This is a genomic window from Palleronia aestuarii (assembly GCF_003253995.1).
In the GTDB taxonomy this organism is placed as follows: Bacteria; Pseudomonadota; Alphaproteobacteria; order Rhodobacterales; family Rhodobacteraceae; genus Palleronia; species Palleronia aestuarii.
In genome coordinates, this window is record NZ_QKZL01000001.1 from 1 (window position 1) to 15,932 (window position 15,932).

Consider the following 15,932-nt stretch of genomic DNA (forward strand, 5'->3'; position numbering starts at 1 on the left):
CCCATGAGCTTCAACAGGCTCGCCACGAAGCCCGTTGTCTGGCGAAGCGGCAGGCCGAACAGCACCTTGATGGTCAGGCACGCTTGGATCGCCGCGTCCGAGAAGGTTTGCTGCCGCCCCTGCTTGCCCGAAGGCGCCGCGTGCCAAGCCATGCCCGGGTCGAACCAGACCGTCAGAGACCCGCGCTCACGCAGCGACGCGTTGTAACTCGACCCGTTCAGGGTGCGGCAACGGGTGGGCGCAGGCTTGGACATGCCGGACAGCTATGTCGCTGGACTCACGATGTGAATCCCACGCAGGCTTTCTGCAACAAGGCCTCACCGCAGCGAACGACAGCTCCCCGCCCAAGATGACTTCCGCTGCAATAGCACCGGCCGAACTTTCTTAAGCGCAGCGAAAGCCTGCTTCGTCACGCGTAGCGTGAGTTCAAAGCCGTTACCGTCTCGCGAATGTGGTGAACGACCAGATCGGCGGGCTACGCTGCAGCATTCAGTAAAGAGGTGTACGACGGCTCTTGGCAATTCTCGGTCGCTCCAGGGCGACCGGATGGCTGGGTAAGCTCAGGTGCCGACATCTGGCGGATGGGACCTGGCGGCACCCGAGAGGCAGACACGACTTTCTCAGGAGCAATCCGATCTTGAACGAGGCCACAGGTCCGTTCTGGGCCTTCGGGCAAGATGAGCCCATGTAGATGCAGTCCAAAGCTTCTGGCTCTCCATCGACGCATCGGATGGGATATGTCGACATCCGATCCTGACGAAGTGTCCTGCCGCCTATGCCCCAGCCCTTCCGGCCCTTGCCCGTCTCCGCTCTCGGCATCTGCCCCGTGCCCCGGGAGACGATGCTGTAGCTGCTGTCCCGGGCGGCTGCTCTGCGGGGTCTGACGGTGTGGGACATGACGGCGGAGCTGGGCATCGGGCAGAACGCGCTTCTCGACCATGCCGGGGAGGCGGTCGCCCAGCTCCACGACATCCTGGGCCTGCCGGAGGACCGGTGGTCGGACCTGTTGTCCTGGACGCCCGTTCCGGCAGAGGGCGTACGGATGCGATTTCGCGGGGAGACGGTCGTCTCCCGGTCGGTCGCCAACCCGACGGTGCGGGGGTGTCCCCGGTGCCTGTCCGAGGACATGGAGCAGGCCGTCGCTCACCCCGCCGATGCCATGGCGATGCGCGGCCACTGGCTGCTGCGGGACGTCCATCTCTGCGTCCGCCATGGTCATCCGCTCGTCGCGCTCTGGACCCGGGGCAGGACATCCGAGCGCTTCGACTATGTGGCCCGGCTTGGCGAGATCGTGGCGGACCTGCGCGCGGGTGGTCTCGACACTTCCCCGGAGCCGGTGACCACCTATGACATATGGCTCGACGCGCGCCTGGAATTCGGTCGGGACGACACTTGGCTCGGATCCCTGCCGGTCGACGTCGCAGCGAAGGCCTGCCGGCGATTGGGGGAGGCGCTTGCCACCTGGGGCGAGACAGGCTCCCAGGGAGAGGCGACGCCCCCGCGCGCCCTGGGCCACGCGGTCCTGAGCGAGGGCCCGTCGGCCTTCCAGAAGGCTCTGCACGACCTCGCCTCCGCCGCCTCCGGCCCCAACGATGCATGGCGCAAGGCGTACGGAAGTCTGTACGTCTGGCTGGAGGAAGTTGGAGGGGACGATCCGCGGTGCGATGGGCTACGCGACCTCATGCGAGAGGTCATCCTCGACGCGTGGCCCGTGGCGGCAGGCGACGCGATCCTCGGGGTGGCCACGCCACGGCGGCGGCTGCACTCCGTGTCGAGCGCCGCGAAGGCGGGCGGGGTCTCGGAAGCCGTGATGCGCGTGTTGCTCGTGCGTCATGGGCTTGCCGGGGCGGACGATCCGCGCCCCGACGCGCGGCTGGTGATCGAGGCCGACCGGGCCGCCCCGATCCTCGCGCAGGCCTCCCGCATGATTGGTGAGCGGGAGTTGCGGTTGCGCATGGGTCTTCCGTCGAAAGCGCGCTTCGAAGCGCTCGTCCGGGGTGGCCTGCTCGCCCCCGTGCTGCCGCTGGAGGTCTCGAAGCACAACTGGGATCCCCGGGACGCGGACCGGATGATGGCGGCGCTCTTCGCCCAGGCCCAAGAGGTCGACGATGCGGCCCCCGGGTGGGTCCATCCGAACGATGGCGCCCGACGCCTGCGCCTGGGCATCGAGGTCGTGATCCGGGCCATGATCGCCGGAACGCTCCGGGTGGGTGCTGCGCCGGGAGAGCGGACTTACGCGGCCCTGCGCGTACGCGCGGACGAGCTGAACGACCTTGGCCCAGCCGCACCGGACGTCCCGACGGTCTCCGAGTATGCGACCGTCGTCGGCCTGCACCGCGAGGGCGGTCTCGCCGCCTTGATCGCCGACGGGCACGTCCCGGCCACCACGATGTTCAACCCCCGCACCCGGCGCGAGGGACGCTACATGACTGACGCCGACGGTGCTGCGTTCCAGGCACGGTTCACGACCGTCACGCTGCTGTCGCGAAAGCACGGCCTGTCCGCGCAGCAGATCCTGAGCCGCCTGCGCGAGAAGGGCGTGCGGCGCTTCCGGCCGGGGCCGGGATCGACCGCCGGCACCTACGGGCCCGTCTACCTCCTTGTCGAAACCGAGGGCGTGTTCGCGTAGAGCGCTACGGCCGAAGCGAGCGCGTCGATGGGGCCGGGATGGAAGGCTGTGGCAGGGGCCGGCTCCCGCGGCCGCTGCGAAATTTCGGTCATGGACCGAGCCTTCACTGCCGATGTAGGGGGCACCGTTCATCTCAGGACGCGGCGGTGAAATGCATCGGGGCTACGCTGACCGACAGGTAGGACTGTCTGTGATGCGCGGACTGTCGACCGCGGAACACTTCCGAGGGGGGTGACATTCTGCGCCGGTGGTCATCGATGGGGCCGGGACGCACCGGCCGTCGAAGTGGCGAGACGGAATGATCTGCCAACGCGAAGTCGCGGCATCCGCACCAGGATTTGTGCCTCGTTCGGTGCGGCTCCTGCCCAAGGCATTGAATTGGAATATCTTATTCGGGCGTACATCCGCCCGTAAGCTTCCCGCGACGGATCTTGCGCAGACTTCCGGTGCGTTTTGCGCAGACTTCTGCTGATTCTGACACTGACATTGGTTTAGAAATGGCGATCCCGGCAGGATTTGAACCTGCAACCTGCCCCTTAGGAGGGGGCTGCTCTATCCAGTTGAGCCACGGGATCCCAGCAGTCGGTCTAGCCCGTCGGCCTCGAGCCGTCCAGTCCGGAACCGGTCCGGCTCAGCCGTCGATCTCGGCGAGGATGGCCTGCGCGGCCCTCGCCGGGTCCGCGGCCGACAGGATCGGGCGTCCGACGACGATGTGGTCTGCGCCCGCGGCGATCGCGTCCTTCGGGGTCGCGATGCGTTTCTGGTCCGCGGCGCCGCTGCCCGATGGGCGGATGCCGGGGGTCACGATCAGGCGGCCCTTCGATTCCGGCAGCGCGCGGATCGCCGCGGCCTCCTGCGCGGAGGCGATCACGCCCGACGCGCCGGCGTCGAGCGCCGCACGAGCGCGGGCCAGAACGACCTCTTCCATCGACCCCTCCCGCATCAGGGCGGCATCGAGATCGGCCCGGTCGAGGGAGGTCAGGATCGTGACGGCAAGGATCTTTGTCTTCGTGCCCGACGCGCCCTCCATCGCCGCGCGGACCACGTTCGGATCCCCGTGGACCGTCAGGAAGTCGATGTCGAAGCGCACGAGCCCCCGCACCGCGGCCTCGATCGTGGCGCCGATGTCGAAGAGCTTCAGATCGAGGAATATCCGCTTGCCATGTTCCGCCTTCAGTTCCTGGGCGAGCGCGAGGCCACCTCCGGTCAGCATTCCGAGACCGATCTTGTAGAAGCCCACCGCATCGCCGAGCCCCTCCGCGACGGCGAGGCCCGAAACCGCATCGGGTACGTCGAGCGCCACGATCAACCTGTCGTCCATTCGCCTGCCCCCTTTCGTTTGCCCCCCTCTGCGGCTTTTTTGCGTGCCGGGCAAGGGACCGGAACCGCCGGGGCCCGTTCCCGTTGGACGCGAAGAACTGGATTGGGAGAGACAAATGGCTGATTCCTCGAAAGGCGGAGGCAATTTCCTGCTGCCATTGGCAGTCGTTGCGGTTGTCGTGGTCGGGGCGCTGGTCTTCACCTTCGCTCTGAGCGGGGACGAGCCGCCGGACGAGGCGACGATCATCGCGGAGGACGCGCCGGTCGACGAGCAGCAGGCCGGAGAGGGCACGACGCCCGAAGGCGAGGCGGACGAAAACGTGGAAGGTATCTCCGACCAGCTCGACGATGTCGATCCCGCGGCTCCGTCCGAGGATTCCATTCCTGCCGCGGAACTTGACACGGAAGGCGGCCAGGATGCCGGGGTGGAAGGGGAAACGGACGCCGACGAGCAGACGGCTGGAACCGCGGACGAGCCCGTCGTGACCGACGTGCCAGAGGATTCGTCCGGCTCCGAAACGGAATCGTCCTCAGGTGATACCGCGTCCGAGCCCGAAGCCATGGACGGCACGAGCGGGGATCAGCCGGAAGAGGGGAATAGCCAGACGGTGGTCGAGGATGCCGGGACCGGCGGCGCGGATGCCGAAGCTCCCGCCGATCAGGATACCCGCGATTCGTCCGCAGAGACGGGCGGTGACGACGTCGAGGATGCCCAGACCGAGGGGTTCCCCTCGGGGCGTGACGCCCAGACCGAACTCAATCCCGATTCCGGCCAGGAAGTGGTGCGGGACGATGACGAGGGCGGTACGGCCTTCGTGCCCACGCCGTCCGGCCCGGAAGAGCGTACCGGCGACGACCCCGCGAACTGAGCCTCTCCCCGACGTCCCGGGCCGCAAATCGCGCGCGCCCGGGGCGTCACGCGCTTGATCGCGCTGTAGGCGATCCCCATTTCCCATGACGAAGGCCCATTGGGACGTGCCGCGAGCGGGCGTCCCGCACAGGGTGCTTGGAAATGGAGATTGATGACATGAACATGGAGAAGTTCACCGAAAGGTCGCGCGGTTTCATACAGGCGGCCCAGACGATCGCTCTGCGCGAAAGTCACCAGCGGTTGACCCCGGAGCACCTCCTCAAGGCGCTGCTCGACGACGATCAGGGACTGGCATCGAACCTTATCGACCGCGCCGGCGGCAATGCCCGCCGTGTCGCGGAACACTTGGCCCTGGCGCTTGCGAAGCTGCCCAAGGTGTCCGGCGACGGCAGCCAGACCTACCTCGACGCGACCACCGGCAAGGTTCTGGCGGAAGCGGAAGCATTGGCCAAGAAGGCGGGCGACAGCTTCGTTCCCGTCGAGCGGATCCTCTGCGCACTCGCCATGGTGAAATCGAAGGCCAAGGACGCGCTCGACCAGGGTGGCGTAAACGCGCAATCGCTCAACGCCGCGATCAACGATATCCGCAAGGGCCGCACCGCCGACAGCGCGAGCGCCGAGGACCAGTACGAGGCGCTGAAGAAGTTCAGTCTCGACCTCACGGAGCGTGCGCGCGAAGGCAAGATCGACCCCATCATCGGGCGCGACGACGAGATCCGTCGCACCATGCAGGTGCTGAGCCGGCGGACCAAGAACAACCCCGTCCTGATCGGCGAGCCGGGTGTCGGCAAGACCGCGATCGCGGAGGGTCTCGCGCTTCGGATCGTCAACGGCGACGTGCCCGAAAGCCTGCGCGACAAGCGACTTCTGGCGCTCGACATGGGCGCGCTCATCGCGGGAGCGAAATACCGCGGCGAGTTCGAGGAGCGGCTGAAGGGCGTGCTGTCGGAAGTCACGGCCGCCGCCGGAGAGATCGTGCTCTTCATCGACGAGATGCACACGCTCGTGGGCGCGGGCAAGGCTGACGGCGCGATGGACGCCTCGAACCTCCTGAAGCCGGCGCTCGCCCGGGGCGAGCTTCATTGCGTCGGTGCGACCACGCTCGACGAGTACCGCAAGCATGTGGAGAAGGACGCGGCGCTCGCGCGGCGGTTCCAGCCCTTGCTCGTGGAGGAGCCGACGGTCACCGACACGATCTCCATCCTGCGCGGCATCAAGGAGAAGTACGAGCTGCACCACGGCGTGCGGATATCCGACTCCGCGCTCGTGGCGGCGGCGACGCTCTCGCACCGCTACATCACGGATCGGTTCTTGCCCGACAAGGCCATCGACCTGATGGACGAGGCGGCGTCGCGGCTGCGCATGGAAGTGGACAGCAAGCCCGAGGAGCTCGACGCGCTTGACCGCGACATCTTGCAGAAGCAGATCGAGGCCGAAGCGCTCCGGAAGGAGGACGACCAGCCTTCGAAGGACCGTCTCGAGCGGCTCGAGCAGGAGCTCGGCGACCTGCAGGAGCAGGCCGATGCGATGACCGCGCAATGGCAGTCCGAACGCGACAAGCTCGACGCCTCCCGCATCCTGAAGGAACGGCTCGACCGTGCCCGGGCAGAGCTCGACATCGCCAAGCGCGAGGGCAATCTCGCGCGGGCGGGGGAGCTTTCCTACGGCATCATTCCCGGGCTCGAGAAGGAACTCGGCGAGGCGGAGGACCGGGACGGCGACGTCATGGTCGAGGAGGCTGTACGACCGGAGCAGATCGCGCAGGTGGTCGAGCGCTGGACCGGTATCCCCACGTCGAAGATGCTCGAAGGTGAGCGCGAGAAGCTCCTCAAGATGGAGGCGGAGCTCGGCCGCCGCGTGATCGGCCAGCGGACCGCGGTCACCGCCGTCGCGAATGCGGTACGCCGTGCACGGGCGGGACTCAACGACGAGAACCGGCCGCTCGGCTCGTTCCTGTTCCTCGGACCCACCGGCGTCGGCAAGACGGAGCTGACGAAGGCCGTGGCAGAGTACCTCTTCGACGATGATCAGGCCATGGTCCGGATCGACATGTCGGAGTTCATGGAGAAGCACGCTGTCGCGCGGCTGATCGGTGCTCCGCCGGGCTATGTCGGCTACGACGAGGGCGGCGTGCTGACCGAAGCCGTGCGCCGGCGGCCGTACCAGGTGATCCTCTTCGACGAGGTCGAGAAGGCGCATCCGGACGTGTTCAACGTGCTCTTGCAAGTGCTCGATGACGGCGTGCTCACCGATGGGCAGGGTCGGCACGTGGACTTCAAGCAGACGCTGATCGTGCTCACGTCGAACCTCGGCTCGCAGGCGCTGAGCCAGCTTCCCGAGGGTGGCGACGCCGCACGGGCGCGGCGCGACGTGATGGATGCGGTCCGGGCCCATTTCCGGCCGGAATTCCTGAACCGGCTCGACGAGACGGTGATCTTCGATCGTCTCAGCCGGGAGGATATGGACGGGATCGTCGAGATCCAGCTTCGGCGGCTCGAGGCGCGCCTCGCGGGTCGCAAGATCGTGCTCGATCTCGATGAGGGCGCGCGGAAATGGCTCGCGGACGAGGGCTACGATCCGGTCTTCGGGGCGCGGCCGCTCAAGCGCGTGATCCAGCGGGCGTTGCAGGACCAGCTTGCCGAGATGATCCTCGCGGGCGACGTCGCCGACGGCGACACGATACCGGTGAGCGCGGGCTCGGAGGGGCTCATCGTCGGCGACCGGGTCGCGTCGAGCAATCGCCATCCGCCGGAACATGCCGTGGTGCATTGATCCGACAAAAAGGAAGGCCCCGCGTATTGCGGGGCCTTCTTGCGTTTCGGGGATCGTCCGTCAGGCAGACCGGCGACGCAGAGCCGAGAAGCCTCCCAGACCGCCCAGCCCGGCGAGGAGCAGGAGCGCGCTTGCCGGAAGCGGGACCGGTGCGGGCATCATGTCCGCCGTCGTCGTCTCGAACTTCGCCGTCGCGATCGGAAGGACGGCGTTGTAGTTCGGATCGGCCGCGGTGAAGCCGTCGATATCGCCATTCGGCAATCCGAGGGAAGGTACCGCGACGGGCGCGAACTCGGTCGTTAGGCCGTGCAGCACAGTCTCGCGGTTGAAGAGCTTGTAGACGTCGTCGTCGAGAGGCCCGCCATCTGCGATGTCGAATTCCCGGTCATAGACGACCTTGCCGTTCGCATTCGCCGAGAGGCCCTCGAAGGTCAGCAGGATCGGGCCGTAGAACGGAACGCCTTCGGTCAATTCGGTGAACCCGTCGCCGTCGTTGCCTTCCTGCGATGCATCGTTCGGATCGAACACGTCCGCCGTCGGGGCGATCGACGGTTTGTTGGGGGCGGTGAACCCGTGGATATGAGCGGGATGCGCACCGGGTTCGAGGCCGTTCGCCCTTACCTGGACGAGGATAGACTTGGCGGGATCGTCCGACGTCGCACCGTCGAAGGTGAGATAGACGCTGCCGCTCACGCCGCTGTTGTTGAGCGCGAAGAGATCCGCCTTGTAATAGTCAAGATGTGCCGCGGAGGCTGCCGTGCCGCAGAGCAGGCAGGCGAGGCCCGTGAGGGCGAACTTGTACGATGGCATCATTTACTCCCATTGCTTGGTCCAGGCCTGTTCAAGGCGTTGGTCATGCAGTCACGGGAGAAGGGGTAACGAAGTTTCCTCGGGGGCAGAATTTGTTAACAATCGTTTCCCCCGGTACGGCGTCTGACGGAGAATTCGTTCCGCCGAGGTAATCGGCGCCTGCGCGTCCGGACCTGCGATTTCGAGGATGAGCTTGCGCCGGACCGACTCGGCGAAGCTGTCGCTGCGATCGGCGGTCACGACGAAGGCGCCGGGGCCGCCGATGATGCGCGCCTCGTAGGCGGCCTCGAGCCCGCCTTGCGCCCGTCCGGGATCGTCCGGGCGCAGGATCGGCAGGGCATTGATGGTGACGCCTGCGGCGACGACCTGATCGCGCGCATCCTCGATCGCGGGACCGCTGTAATTGCCTATGCTGTCGCCCGAGAAGTCAATGACGCGGCGGAACCCCTCGATGTCGTTCTCCTCGATCAGCCGCAGCCCCTCGAGGAGCGCGGCGCCGATCGCGTTGCGACCGTAGGCTTGCCGCGGCGGCTCGAGAAGCGATGCCGCGAAGGCATCCGCATCCGCCTCGGACGCGATCATCGTCCAGTCGCTGACAACCGCCTGGTTCGCGGCCCATTCGACATAGGTGACGGCGATGGAGCCGTAGGGGCTCGAGGCGATGGAGGAGAGGACTTCGGGATCGGTGATCGCGTCGGCATAGCCCTGACGCTGGAATGCTATCTCGGCCGCGTCGATCGACCCCGAGGCGTCGGCGAGCAGGACCAGTTCGAGCGACGTGTCCTCGGCGGCGGCAGGCAGGGCGAGGCACGCGAGGACGAAGCTGATGGGGCGCATGGACGGAGCCCTCCTTTGGCATGGACCTAAGTCGCTGGCGGTGCGAGGAAAGGGCGGAGTTCCATCGCCCCGCATCGGAGGATTTCGCCCATGTGCCGCACGTGTCTCGACCGACGCAGCTTCCTCCGGCTGGGTGCCCTCGGCGCGCCGGCGCTCGTCGCGGGATGCGACGGCCCCCCCGACCTCGTCTCCGATGCGGAGGTGGAGCGGATGGGGCTCGAGGCCTGGGAGCAGATACGGGGAAAGAGCGCGGTGAGCCGGAACGGGGATTACCAGCAGGCGCTCGACGCGGTGTCGCGGACGCTTCTCGCGTCGGCGGGGGAGGCGCCGGAGGATTGGGAGATCCTCGTCTTCGCCGATCCCCAGATCAACGCCTTCGCTTTGCCGGGGCGCAAGATCGGCGTCTACGAGGGGATGTTCGAGGTGACGGCGAACCCCGACCAGCTTGCCGCGATCGTGGGTCACGAGATCGGGCATCTGGGCGCCGAACATGCGCAGAAGCGGATGAGCGCGCAGCTTGCGAAGACTGCGGGATTGCAGATTTTATCGTGGATTCTCAACGTCGGAGACGTCCAGTACGCGGCGGAGATCGCGGCGGCGCTGGGGGTGGGCGTGGAGGTCGGACTGATCCTGCCTTATGGGCGCGATCAGGAGCTCGAGGCCGATCGGCTCGGGCTCGTGGCGATGGACCAGGCCGGGTTCGACGCCCGCGAAGCGGTGCCGCTCTGGCAGAACATGCAGCGGGCGCAGTCGCGGCGGACGCCGGAATTCCTCGCGACCCATCCGACGCCCGAAAGCCGCATCCGGGAGCTCGAGGACATCCTCGCCACCCTCTGAGACGTACACCGCGCGTACACCGGACGTACATCCACCGTACAGCTCGCGTACACCGCCCGTGCAGCGCGCGTCGGGCGGCCGTGCATCAGTCGTGCAGCTTTCGTCCATACATCGTGCACAACGCGTACACAGGCCGTTTCCGAAACGTGAAGCGGGCGTGCGATCGTCACGCGACCGCGTTCAGCGGCAGCTCTTTCAGCTCGGCGATCACCTCGCGCATGCGGACGACGTCGACGGGCTTGGCCATGTGTTCGTCCATGCCGCTTTCGAGGCAGGCGATGCGGTCGCTTTCCATCGCATGGGCGGTCACTCCGACGATCCGGCAGGGCGTCCAGCCGTTCTCCCGCTCCGCCGCGCGGATGCGCCGGGTCGCCTCGAGCCCGTCCATGACCGGCATGCTGACATCCATGAAGACAAGATGCGGACGCTCCGCATGGAAGCTCTCCACCGCTTCGGCGCCGTTCGACGCCGTGAGGTAGGGCACGCCGCAGGTGCGAACGATCATCTGCACCAGATGCAGGTTCGTGCGATTGTCGTCGACGAGAAGGACCCGCGTCTGGCCGCCCGTTTCCGCGGCGGACGGACTCTCCGCCACGACCGTCGCGGTCGGCGGCGTTGACGTGAAAGCGGCGGTTTCATCCATGTCGGGGGCCTCGTTGTTGCGGGTGGTGCCCAGGAAGTTGCACAGGACCGCGGCCAGTTCCGCGAGGCCCAGCGGCTTTGTCAGGATGTCGTCGGGCTCGCGGGTGCCGGACGTGATCCGGGGCGACGGATGGCCCGGCGTCGTCAGGAAGATCAGGGGCGTATCCGCGAGCGCGGCGTGGCCGAGCAGCCCGTCTCTGCCTCCCCGTCCGGGCAGATCGGGATCGGCGAGGATGAGATCGAACCCCCCGTCTTCGGCGCGAACCGCATCGAGACGTTCCAGCGCTTCGGCGATCGTCGCGGCGGGGACGGGGCGCAGGCCCCAGGCGGAGAGACGTTCGCAGAGGACGTCGCGGAGCGCGGAATGGGGGTCGGCCACGAGGATCCGACCGCCCTCCGGCCAGACCACGCGCGTGCGTCGCGTCACACCCCCGGGCGAGGAGACGGGGACGACGACGCGGAAGGTCGAGCCCGCGCCCAGCGTCGAGGTGACGCCGATCGTCCCGTCCATGAGATCGACGAGCGCCTTGCTGATGGTCAGGCCGAGGCCGGCGCCCTCGTAGGCGCGCGTGCTCGAATTGTCGACTTGCGTGAATTGCTCGAACACGGCCTCGAGACTGTCCTCGGGTATTCCGCAGCCCGTATCGCGGACTTCGATCCGCAGGGCCGGCCGACCCGTCCCGGTCGTCTCCGGGGAAAGGTCCACAACGATCTCGCCACGTTCGGTGAACTTCACCGCGTTGGCCACGAGGTTGGTGACGACCTGCCGCAGGCGGGGAAGGTCGGCCACGGCCATCTCCGGCAGGTCCGGGTCGATGCGGATGAGCAGTTTCACGCCCTTCATGCCCGCGGCGGGGGCATGAAGCCGCATCGGGACGGCCACCAGATCGTCGAGGTGGAACGGCGCCGGGTCGAGGGTGAGCCGACCGCTCCCGATCTCCGTGAGATCGAGGATGTCGTTGATCGTCGTGACGAGCGATTGGCCGGAGGTGAGGATCGTGTCGAGCATGCCGCGCTGCTGCGAGGTGAGATCCGTGCGCGAGAGCAGGACCGCGAGGCCCAGCACGCCGTTCATGGGCGTCCTGAGCTCGTGACCGATCTTCGCGAGGAACTCGGATTTCACGCGCACCGCGGTTTGGGCGACCTCCGCGGCCTCTTTCAACTCGTCGTTGCGCAATGCGAGATGCTGTTTGGCCGCGGCGAGGCGGAATTGCGCGGCTTCGAGTGCTTCCATGCGATCGCCGAGGGTCTTGTGCGCGACGCCGATGATCCGGAAGACGATGCCGAGGACGAGCGGTGCGAGCGCGACGATCAGGTGGATCGGATTGGTGGCGAAGGCCTCTCCGGCTGAGCTCAGGTCCGGCCGGAAGACCAGCATGTCGACGGTGAGCGCCCCGAGCGGGAAGAGCGCCCCGAAGAGAACGCCGCAGACGGTGTATTGACAGGTCTGGTCCTTGCATCGGGCCAGGACGAAGGCGCACGGGTCGAACCGGCTTTTCACAGGTGATCGTCCCTGCCTGCGCATTTCCGTCGAGTACCTCCTTGGCCGCCGGGGCAGTCTATCGAGAGGGGCTTAACAAAATGTGGAAACTTCTCCGGGACGTGCGGCCGTTCATCCGTGGACGCGGACGCCGCCCACCCAGGTGCCGAGGACCCGGCCCTCCATGCGCGCGGTGTCGAAGGGGGTGTTCTTCGATTTCGATGCGAGGGCGAAACGGTCGAGCACGAAGGGCGCGTCGGGATCGAAGAGCACGAGGTCGGCGGGCGCCCCCGGCGCGAGCCGCCCCGCCTCGAGCCCGAGCCTCCGGGCGGGATTGAGCGAGAGCGCGCGCCAGAGCGCGTTCAGCGACAGGTGGCCCGCATGGACGAGGCGCATGGCGGCGGGCAGCAGCGTCTCGAGCCCGACGGCGCCGGAGGCCGCCTCCTCGAACGGGAGCCGCTTCGATTCCTCGTCCTGCGGCGTGTGCATGGACGAGATCACGTCGACGAGGCCCGAGGCCACCGCCTCCGCCATCGCCAGCCGGTCGTCCTCCGACCGCAGGGGCGGCTTGAGCTTGAAGAAGGTGCGGTAATCGCCGAGGTCGAACTCATTGAGCGTGAGGTGGTGGATGCCCACGCCCGCCGTCACGTCGAGCCCGTTGCCCTTGGCGCGTTCGAGCGCGGGAAGGGAGCGGGCGGAGGTGATCTGGTCGGCATGGTAGCGCGCTCCCGTCATCTCGACGATGGCCATGTCGCGGTCGAGCGCCATCCGCTCGGCCATCGGCGAGACGGCGGGCAGGCCCTTCAGCGACGCGAACTTGCCGGAAGTGGCGCAGGCGCCGCGGCTCAGGCCCGGCTCCTGGGGATGGGCGATCACGAGGCAGCCCATCGCGGCGGCGTAGGTGAGCGCGCGGGAGAAGACGCGGGCATCCGCCACCACGCGGTCGCAATCGGTGAAGGCCACCGCGCCCGCGTCGCGGAGAAACCCGATCTCCGTCATCTCGCGGCCTTCGCGGCCCTTGGTGAGGGCGGCCATGTGGGCCACGCGGACCACGCTGTCGGCTTGGGCGCGGCGGGAGACGTATTCGAGCACCTCGGGCGTGTCGATCGCGGGCTCGGTGTCGGGGCGGGTCACCATCGTGGTGACGCCCCCGCGCGCGGCCGCGCGGCCCGCCGAGCGGAAGCTCTCCTTGTGCCGCTCGCCCGGCTCGGAGACCTTGACGCCGAGATCGACGATGCCGGGCGCGAGGCAGCGCCCGCCGCAATCGATGCGCTCCGCGACCTCCGTGCCGGCGATCTCGGCGGGCTCGGTCAGGCAGGCGGCGATGCGTCCGCCCGAGATGAGGAGCGCGCCGCGCCGCTCGTCCTGCCGCTCGGGATCGATCAGCCGGGCGTTCTCGAGGAGGAAGGAGGGGGCGGGCGTCTCGGTCACGCCAGCGGGTCTAGGCCGAGGCGGCGCGCCGCGCAAGATCAGGCGGCGACGAGCCAGACCACGAAGGCCACGAAGAGCGCGACGGCGAGCGCGACCATGGCCACGTAACCGCCCGCGCGGCGGCTCGACGCGGGATCCTCGGCGCGCGGCGGCGGGGTGTCGGCGGCGGGCGCGTCGGCGCTCGGCGGGCGCAGCGGTCCCTCCGACGTGTTCGGCGCGACGAGCGGGAAGCGGCCGAGATTGCTCAGCGGCGCCTTCGGGTAGAGCGTCTCCACCGGCTCGGCGAACGCGTGGGGCAGCAGGATCAGGACGGGATCGCGGACCGCGTCGAGCGTCGCGGCCTCGGCCCGCACCGCCTCGGGATCGGCACCCTGGCCCTCGATCAGATAGCCCGAGAGGCCGATCCCCGCGAGATCGGCGGGATCGACGAGTTCCACCCGGTCGAGATCGACCTCGGGGCCGGTGAGCGAGGCCCGCACCGGATCGCGTTCGGCGAGCATTTCGCGGGCATCGGCCGGCGACAGGTCGATACGCAGGACGTGGAGGTGGTCGTGGGGGCGGGGCAGGGCCATGGGCGGTCTCCGTCGGGGCGCGGGATAGGTCAAGCCGCTGCGTGCCGGATCGTTCCGGACCGTGCAATTGGTATCTTGCGTCCCGTCGCGGGACTGCGCATCGTCGCGAAATCTTTGGGGGAAGGTGAACGACATGGCGGGCTTACCGGATCAGCAGGGTGAGTACGAGGAATACGCGACCTCGGGCGAGCCGGGCACACAATCGGCGCGGTTTTTGTGGATCACGCGGGCGCTGGGCCTCGCGGCGGCGGCGCTCGTGTACTGGCTGCTCGGTGGGTCGGAGAACCTCTCCGGCGACGCGCGCTGGGTGGCGGCGATCGGCACGCTGATGGCGATCTGGTGGATGACGGAGGCGATCCCGCTCTCGGCCACCTCGCTCCTGCCCATCGTGCTGATCCCCGCGCTGACGGAACAGACCGTGAGCGATGCGACCGCGCCCTATGCGAGCTCCATCGTGTTCCTGTTCCTCGGCGGTTTCCTAATCGCCATCGCGATGGAGAAATGGAACCTGCACCGCCGCGTCGCGCTCCTGACGCTCGCCAAGGTCGGGGTCGAGCCGCGGCGCATCGTGCTCGGCATGATGATCGCCACCGGTTTCCTGTCGATGTGGGTCTCGAACACCGCGACCACGCTCATGATGCTGCCGATCGGGCTGTCGGTCCTGACGCTCGTCGCGGAACGCTCGGCGAAGAAGGGCGATTCCGACGCGGATGTGGGCGACGATCTTCATGCGGGGGAGAGGATCACCGACGTGATCACCGATCCCAACATCCGCTCCTTCGGGGTCTGCCTCGTGCTCGCCATCGCTTGGTCGGCCTCGATGGGAGGGCTTGGCACCCTTCTGGGCTCGCCGCCGAACGCCATCGTCGCGGGCTACGCCGCGGACGAGCTCGGCCGCGACATCGGTTTCCTGCAATGGATGATGATCGGCCTGCCGCTCGCCACGACCTTCATCGCCATCGGCTGGGTGCTGATGACGCGGGTGCTTTACCGCTTCGACCTCGACGAGGTGCCGGGCGGCCGGGCGATGATCGACGAGCAGATCGCCGAACTCGGCCCCCTCAGCCAGGGCGAGAAGGCGGTGATGGTCGTCTTCGCCTCCGCCGCCTTCCTCTGGGTCGTGCCGGGGCTCCTCTCCTCCTTCCCGCCGCTGGCCTTCGTGGACATCTTCGACGATACCGCGATCGCCATCGCCGCGGGCATCGCCATGTTCATCATCCCCGGCGAGGGGAACCGGCGGATGGTCCTCGACTGGACCGACGCGGAGAACGGCCTGCCCTGGGGTGTGCTCCTGCTCTTCGGCGGCGGCCTCAGCCTCGCCTCCGCCGTGGCGGCCACGGGGCTCGACGGCTGGTTCGGGGAACAGGTCACGGGTCTGGGCGCGCTGCCGAGCCTGCTCCTCGTGGGGGCGGTGGTGCTGATCGTGCTTTTCCTCACGGAGATCACGTCCAACACCGCGACGGCGGCGACCTTCATCCCGGTCCTCGGCGGCGTGGCGGTCGGCATCGGCTCCGATCCGCTGTCGCTCCTCATCCCGGCGGCCTTCGCGGCGACCTGTGCCTTCATGCTGCCGGTGGGCACGCCGCCCAACGCCATCGTCTTCGGCACCGGCGCGGTCAGCATCGGTCAGATGGCCAAGGGCGGGGTCGTGCTGAACATCGTGGGCGTCGTGCTGATCACGCTGTTCTGCTACCTGATCGGCGGCGTGGCGCTCGGCATGGAATTCTAGGG

At 67.9% G+C, this 15,932-nt stretch carries 12 protein-coding genes and 1 tRNA gene; 5 read left to right on the top strand and 8 right to left on the bottom strand.

Annotated features, from left to right (window positions below):
* A partial coding sequence (locus LX81_RS00005; protein WP_211322673.1) for a transposase occupies positions 1 to 254 on the bottom strand: 254 nt, incomplete at its 3' end.
* Positions 255 to 853: 599 nt separating this feature from the next.
* On the opposite strand from LX81_RS00005, the gene LX81_RS00010 reads away from it, so the two are divergent.
* On the top strand, positions 854 to 2,629 hold the full coding sequence (locus LX81_RS00010) for a TniQ family protein (RefSeq protein ID WP_272939467.1): 1,776 nt from the start codon (positions 854 to 856) through the stop codon (positions 2,627 to 2,629).
* A 498-nt stretch (positions 2,630 to 3,127) separates the two neighbouring features.
* Here LX81_RS00010 and LX81_RS00015 read toward each other — a convergent pair.
* Both LX81_RS00015 and pyrF read right to left on the bottom strand, forming a co-directional pair.
* Positions 3,128 to 3,204 (bottom strand) — tRNA-Arg (locus tag LX81_RS00015).
* Positions 3,205 to 3,260: 56 nt separating this feature from the next.
* Positions 3,261 to 3,950 (bottom strand): orotidine-5'-phosphate decarboxylase, encoded by a 690-nt coding sequence (pyrF, locus tag LX81_RS00020; RefSeq protein WP_111535241.1) that lies wholly within the window; start codon positions 3,948 to 3,950, stop codon positions 3,261 to 3,263.
* Between the two features lie 115 nt (positions 3,951 to 4,065).
* Between pyrF and LX81_RS00025 the strand changes: the two genes are divergently transcribed.
* Entirely contained in the window at positions 4,066 to 4,818 is a 753-nt protein-coding gene (locus LX81_RS00025; protein ID WP_111535242.1) for a hypothetical protein, read from the top strand.
* Between the two features lie 158 nt (positions 4,819 to 4,976).
* Complete coding sequence (gene clpB / locus LX81_RS00030) at positions 4,977 to 7,592, top strand: ATP-dependent chaperone ClpB (RefSeq protein ID WP_111535243.1); 2,616 nt, start codon at positions 4,977 to 4,979, stop codon at positions 7,590 to 7,592.
* 60 nt (positions 7,593 to 7,652) lie between these two features.
* Here the strand turns inward: clpB and LX81_RS22455 are convergent, their stop codons facing one another.
* Both LX81_RS22455 and LX81_RS00040 read right to left on the bottom strand, forming a co-directional pair.
* On the bottom strand, positions 7,653 to 8,402 hold the full coding sequence (locus LX81_RS22455; RefSeq protein ID WP_211322674.1) for a hypothetical protein: 750 nt from the start codon (positions 8,400 to 8,402) through the stop codon (positions 7,653 to 7,655).
* A gap of 51 nt (positions 8,403 to 8,453) precedes the next feature.
* Positions 8,454 to 9,239: a DUF1194 domain-containing protein gene (locus tag LX81_RS00040; RefSeq protein WP_111535244.1), complete on the bottom strand. Its 786-nt coding sequence runs from the start codon at positions 9,237 to 9,239 to the stop codon at positions 8,454 to 8,456.
* A 90-nt stretch (positions 9,240 to 9,329) separates the two neighbouring features.
* Here LX81_RS00040 and LX81_RS00045 point away from each other — a divergent pair, with 90 nt between their 5' ends.
* Positions 9,330 to 10,076 (top strand): M48 family metallopeptidase, encoded by a 747-nt coding sequence (locus tag LX81_RS00045; RefSeq protein WP_111535245.1) that lies wholly within the window; start codon positions 9,330 to 9,332, stop codon positions 10,074 to 10,076.
* Between the two features lie 166 nt (positions 10,077 to 10,242).
* Here LX81_RS00045 and LX81_RS00050 read toward each other — a convergent pair whose 3' ends face one another.
* From LX81_RS00050 to LX81_RS00060, 3 genes are all read right to left on the bottom strand, one after another.
* Positions 10,243 to 12,219, bottom strand: a complete 1,977-nt coding sequence (locus LX81_RS00050; RefSeq protein ID WP_170133801.1) for a response regulator — start codon at positions 12,217 to 12,219, stop codon at positions 10,243 to 10,245.
* Positions 12,220 to 12,330: 111 nt separating this feature from the next.
* A complete protein-coding gene (gene pyrC, locus LX81_RS00055) occupies positions 12,331 to 13,629 on the bottom strand; it encodes a dihydroorotase (protein ID WP_111535247.1) in 1,299 nt (432 codons plus the stop codon).
* A 38-nt stretch (positions 13,630 to 13,667) separates the two neighbouring features.
* Positions 13,668 to 14,201, bottom strand: a complete 534-nt coding sequence (locus LX81_RS00060; RefSeq protein WP_111535248.1) for a hypothetical protein — start codon at positions 14,199 to 14,201, stop codon at positions 13,668 to 13,670.
* 133 nt (positions 14,202 to 14,334) lie between these two features.
* Between LX81_RS00060 and LX81_RS00065 the strand changes: the two genes are divergently transcribed.
* Entirely contained in the window at positions 14,335 to 15,930 is a 1,596-nt protein-coding gene (locus LX81_RS00065) for an SLC13 family permease (protein WP_111535249.1), read from the top strand.
* The last annotated feature ends 2 nt before the right edge of the window (positions 15,931 to 15,932 follow it).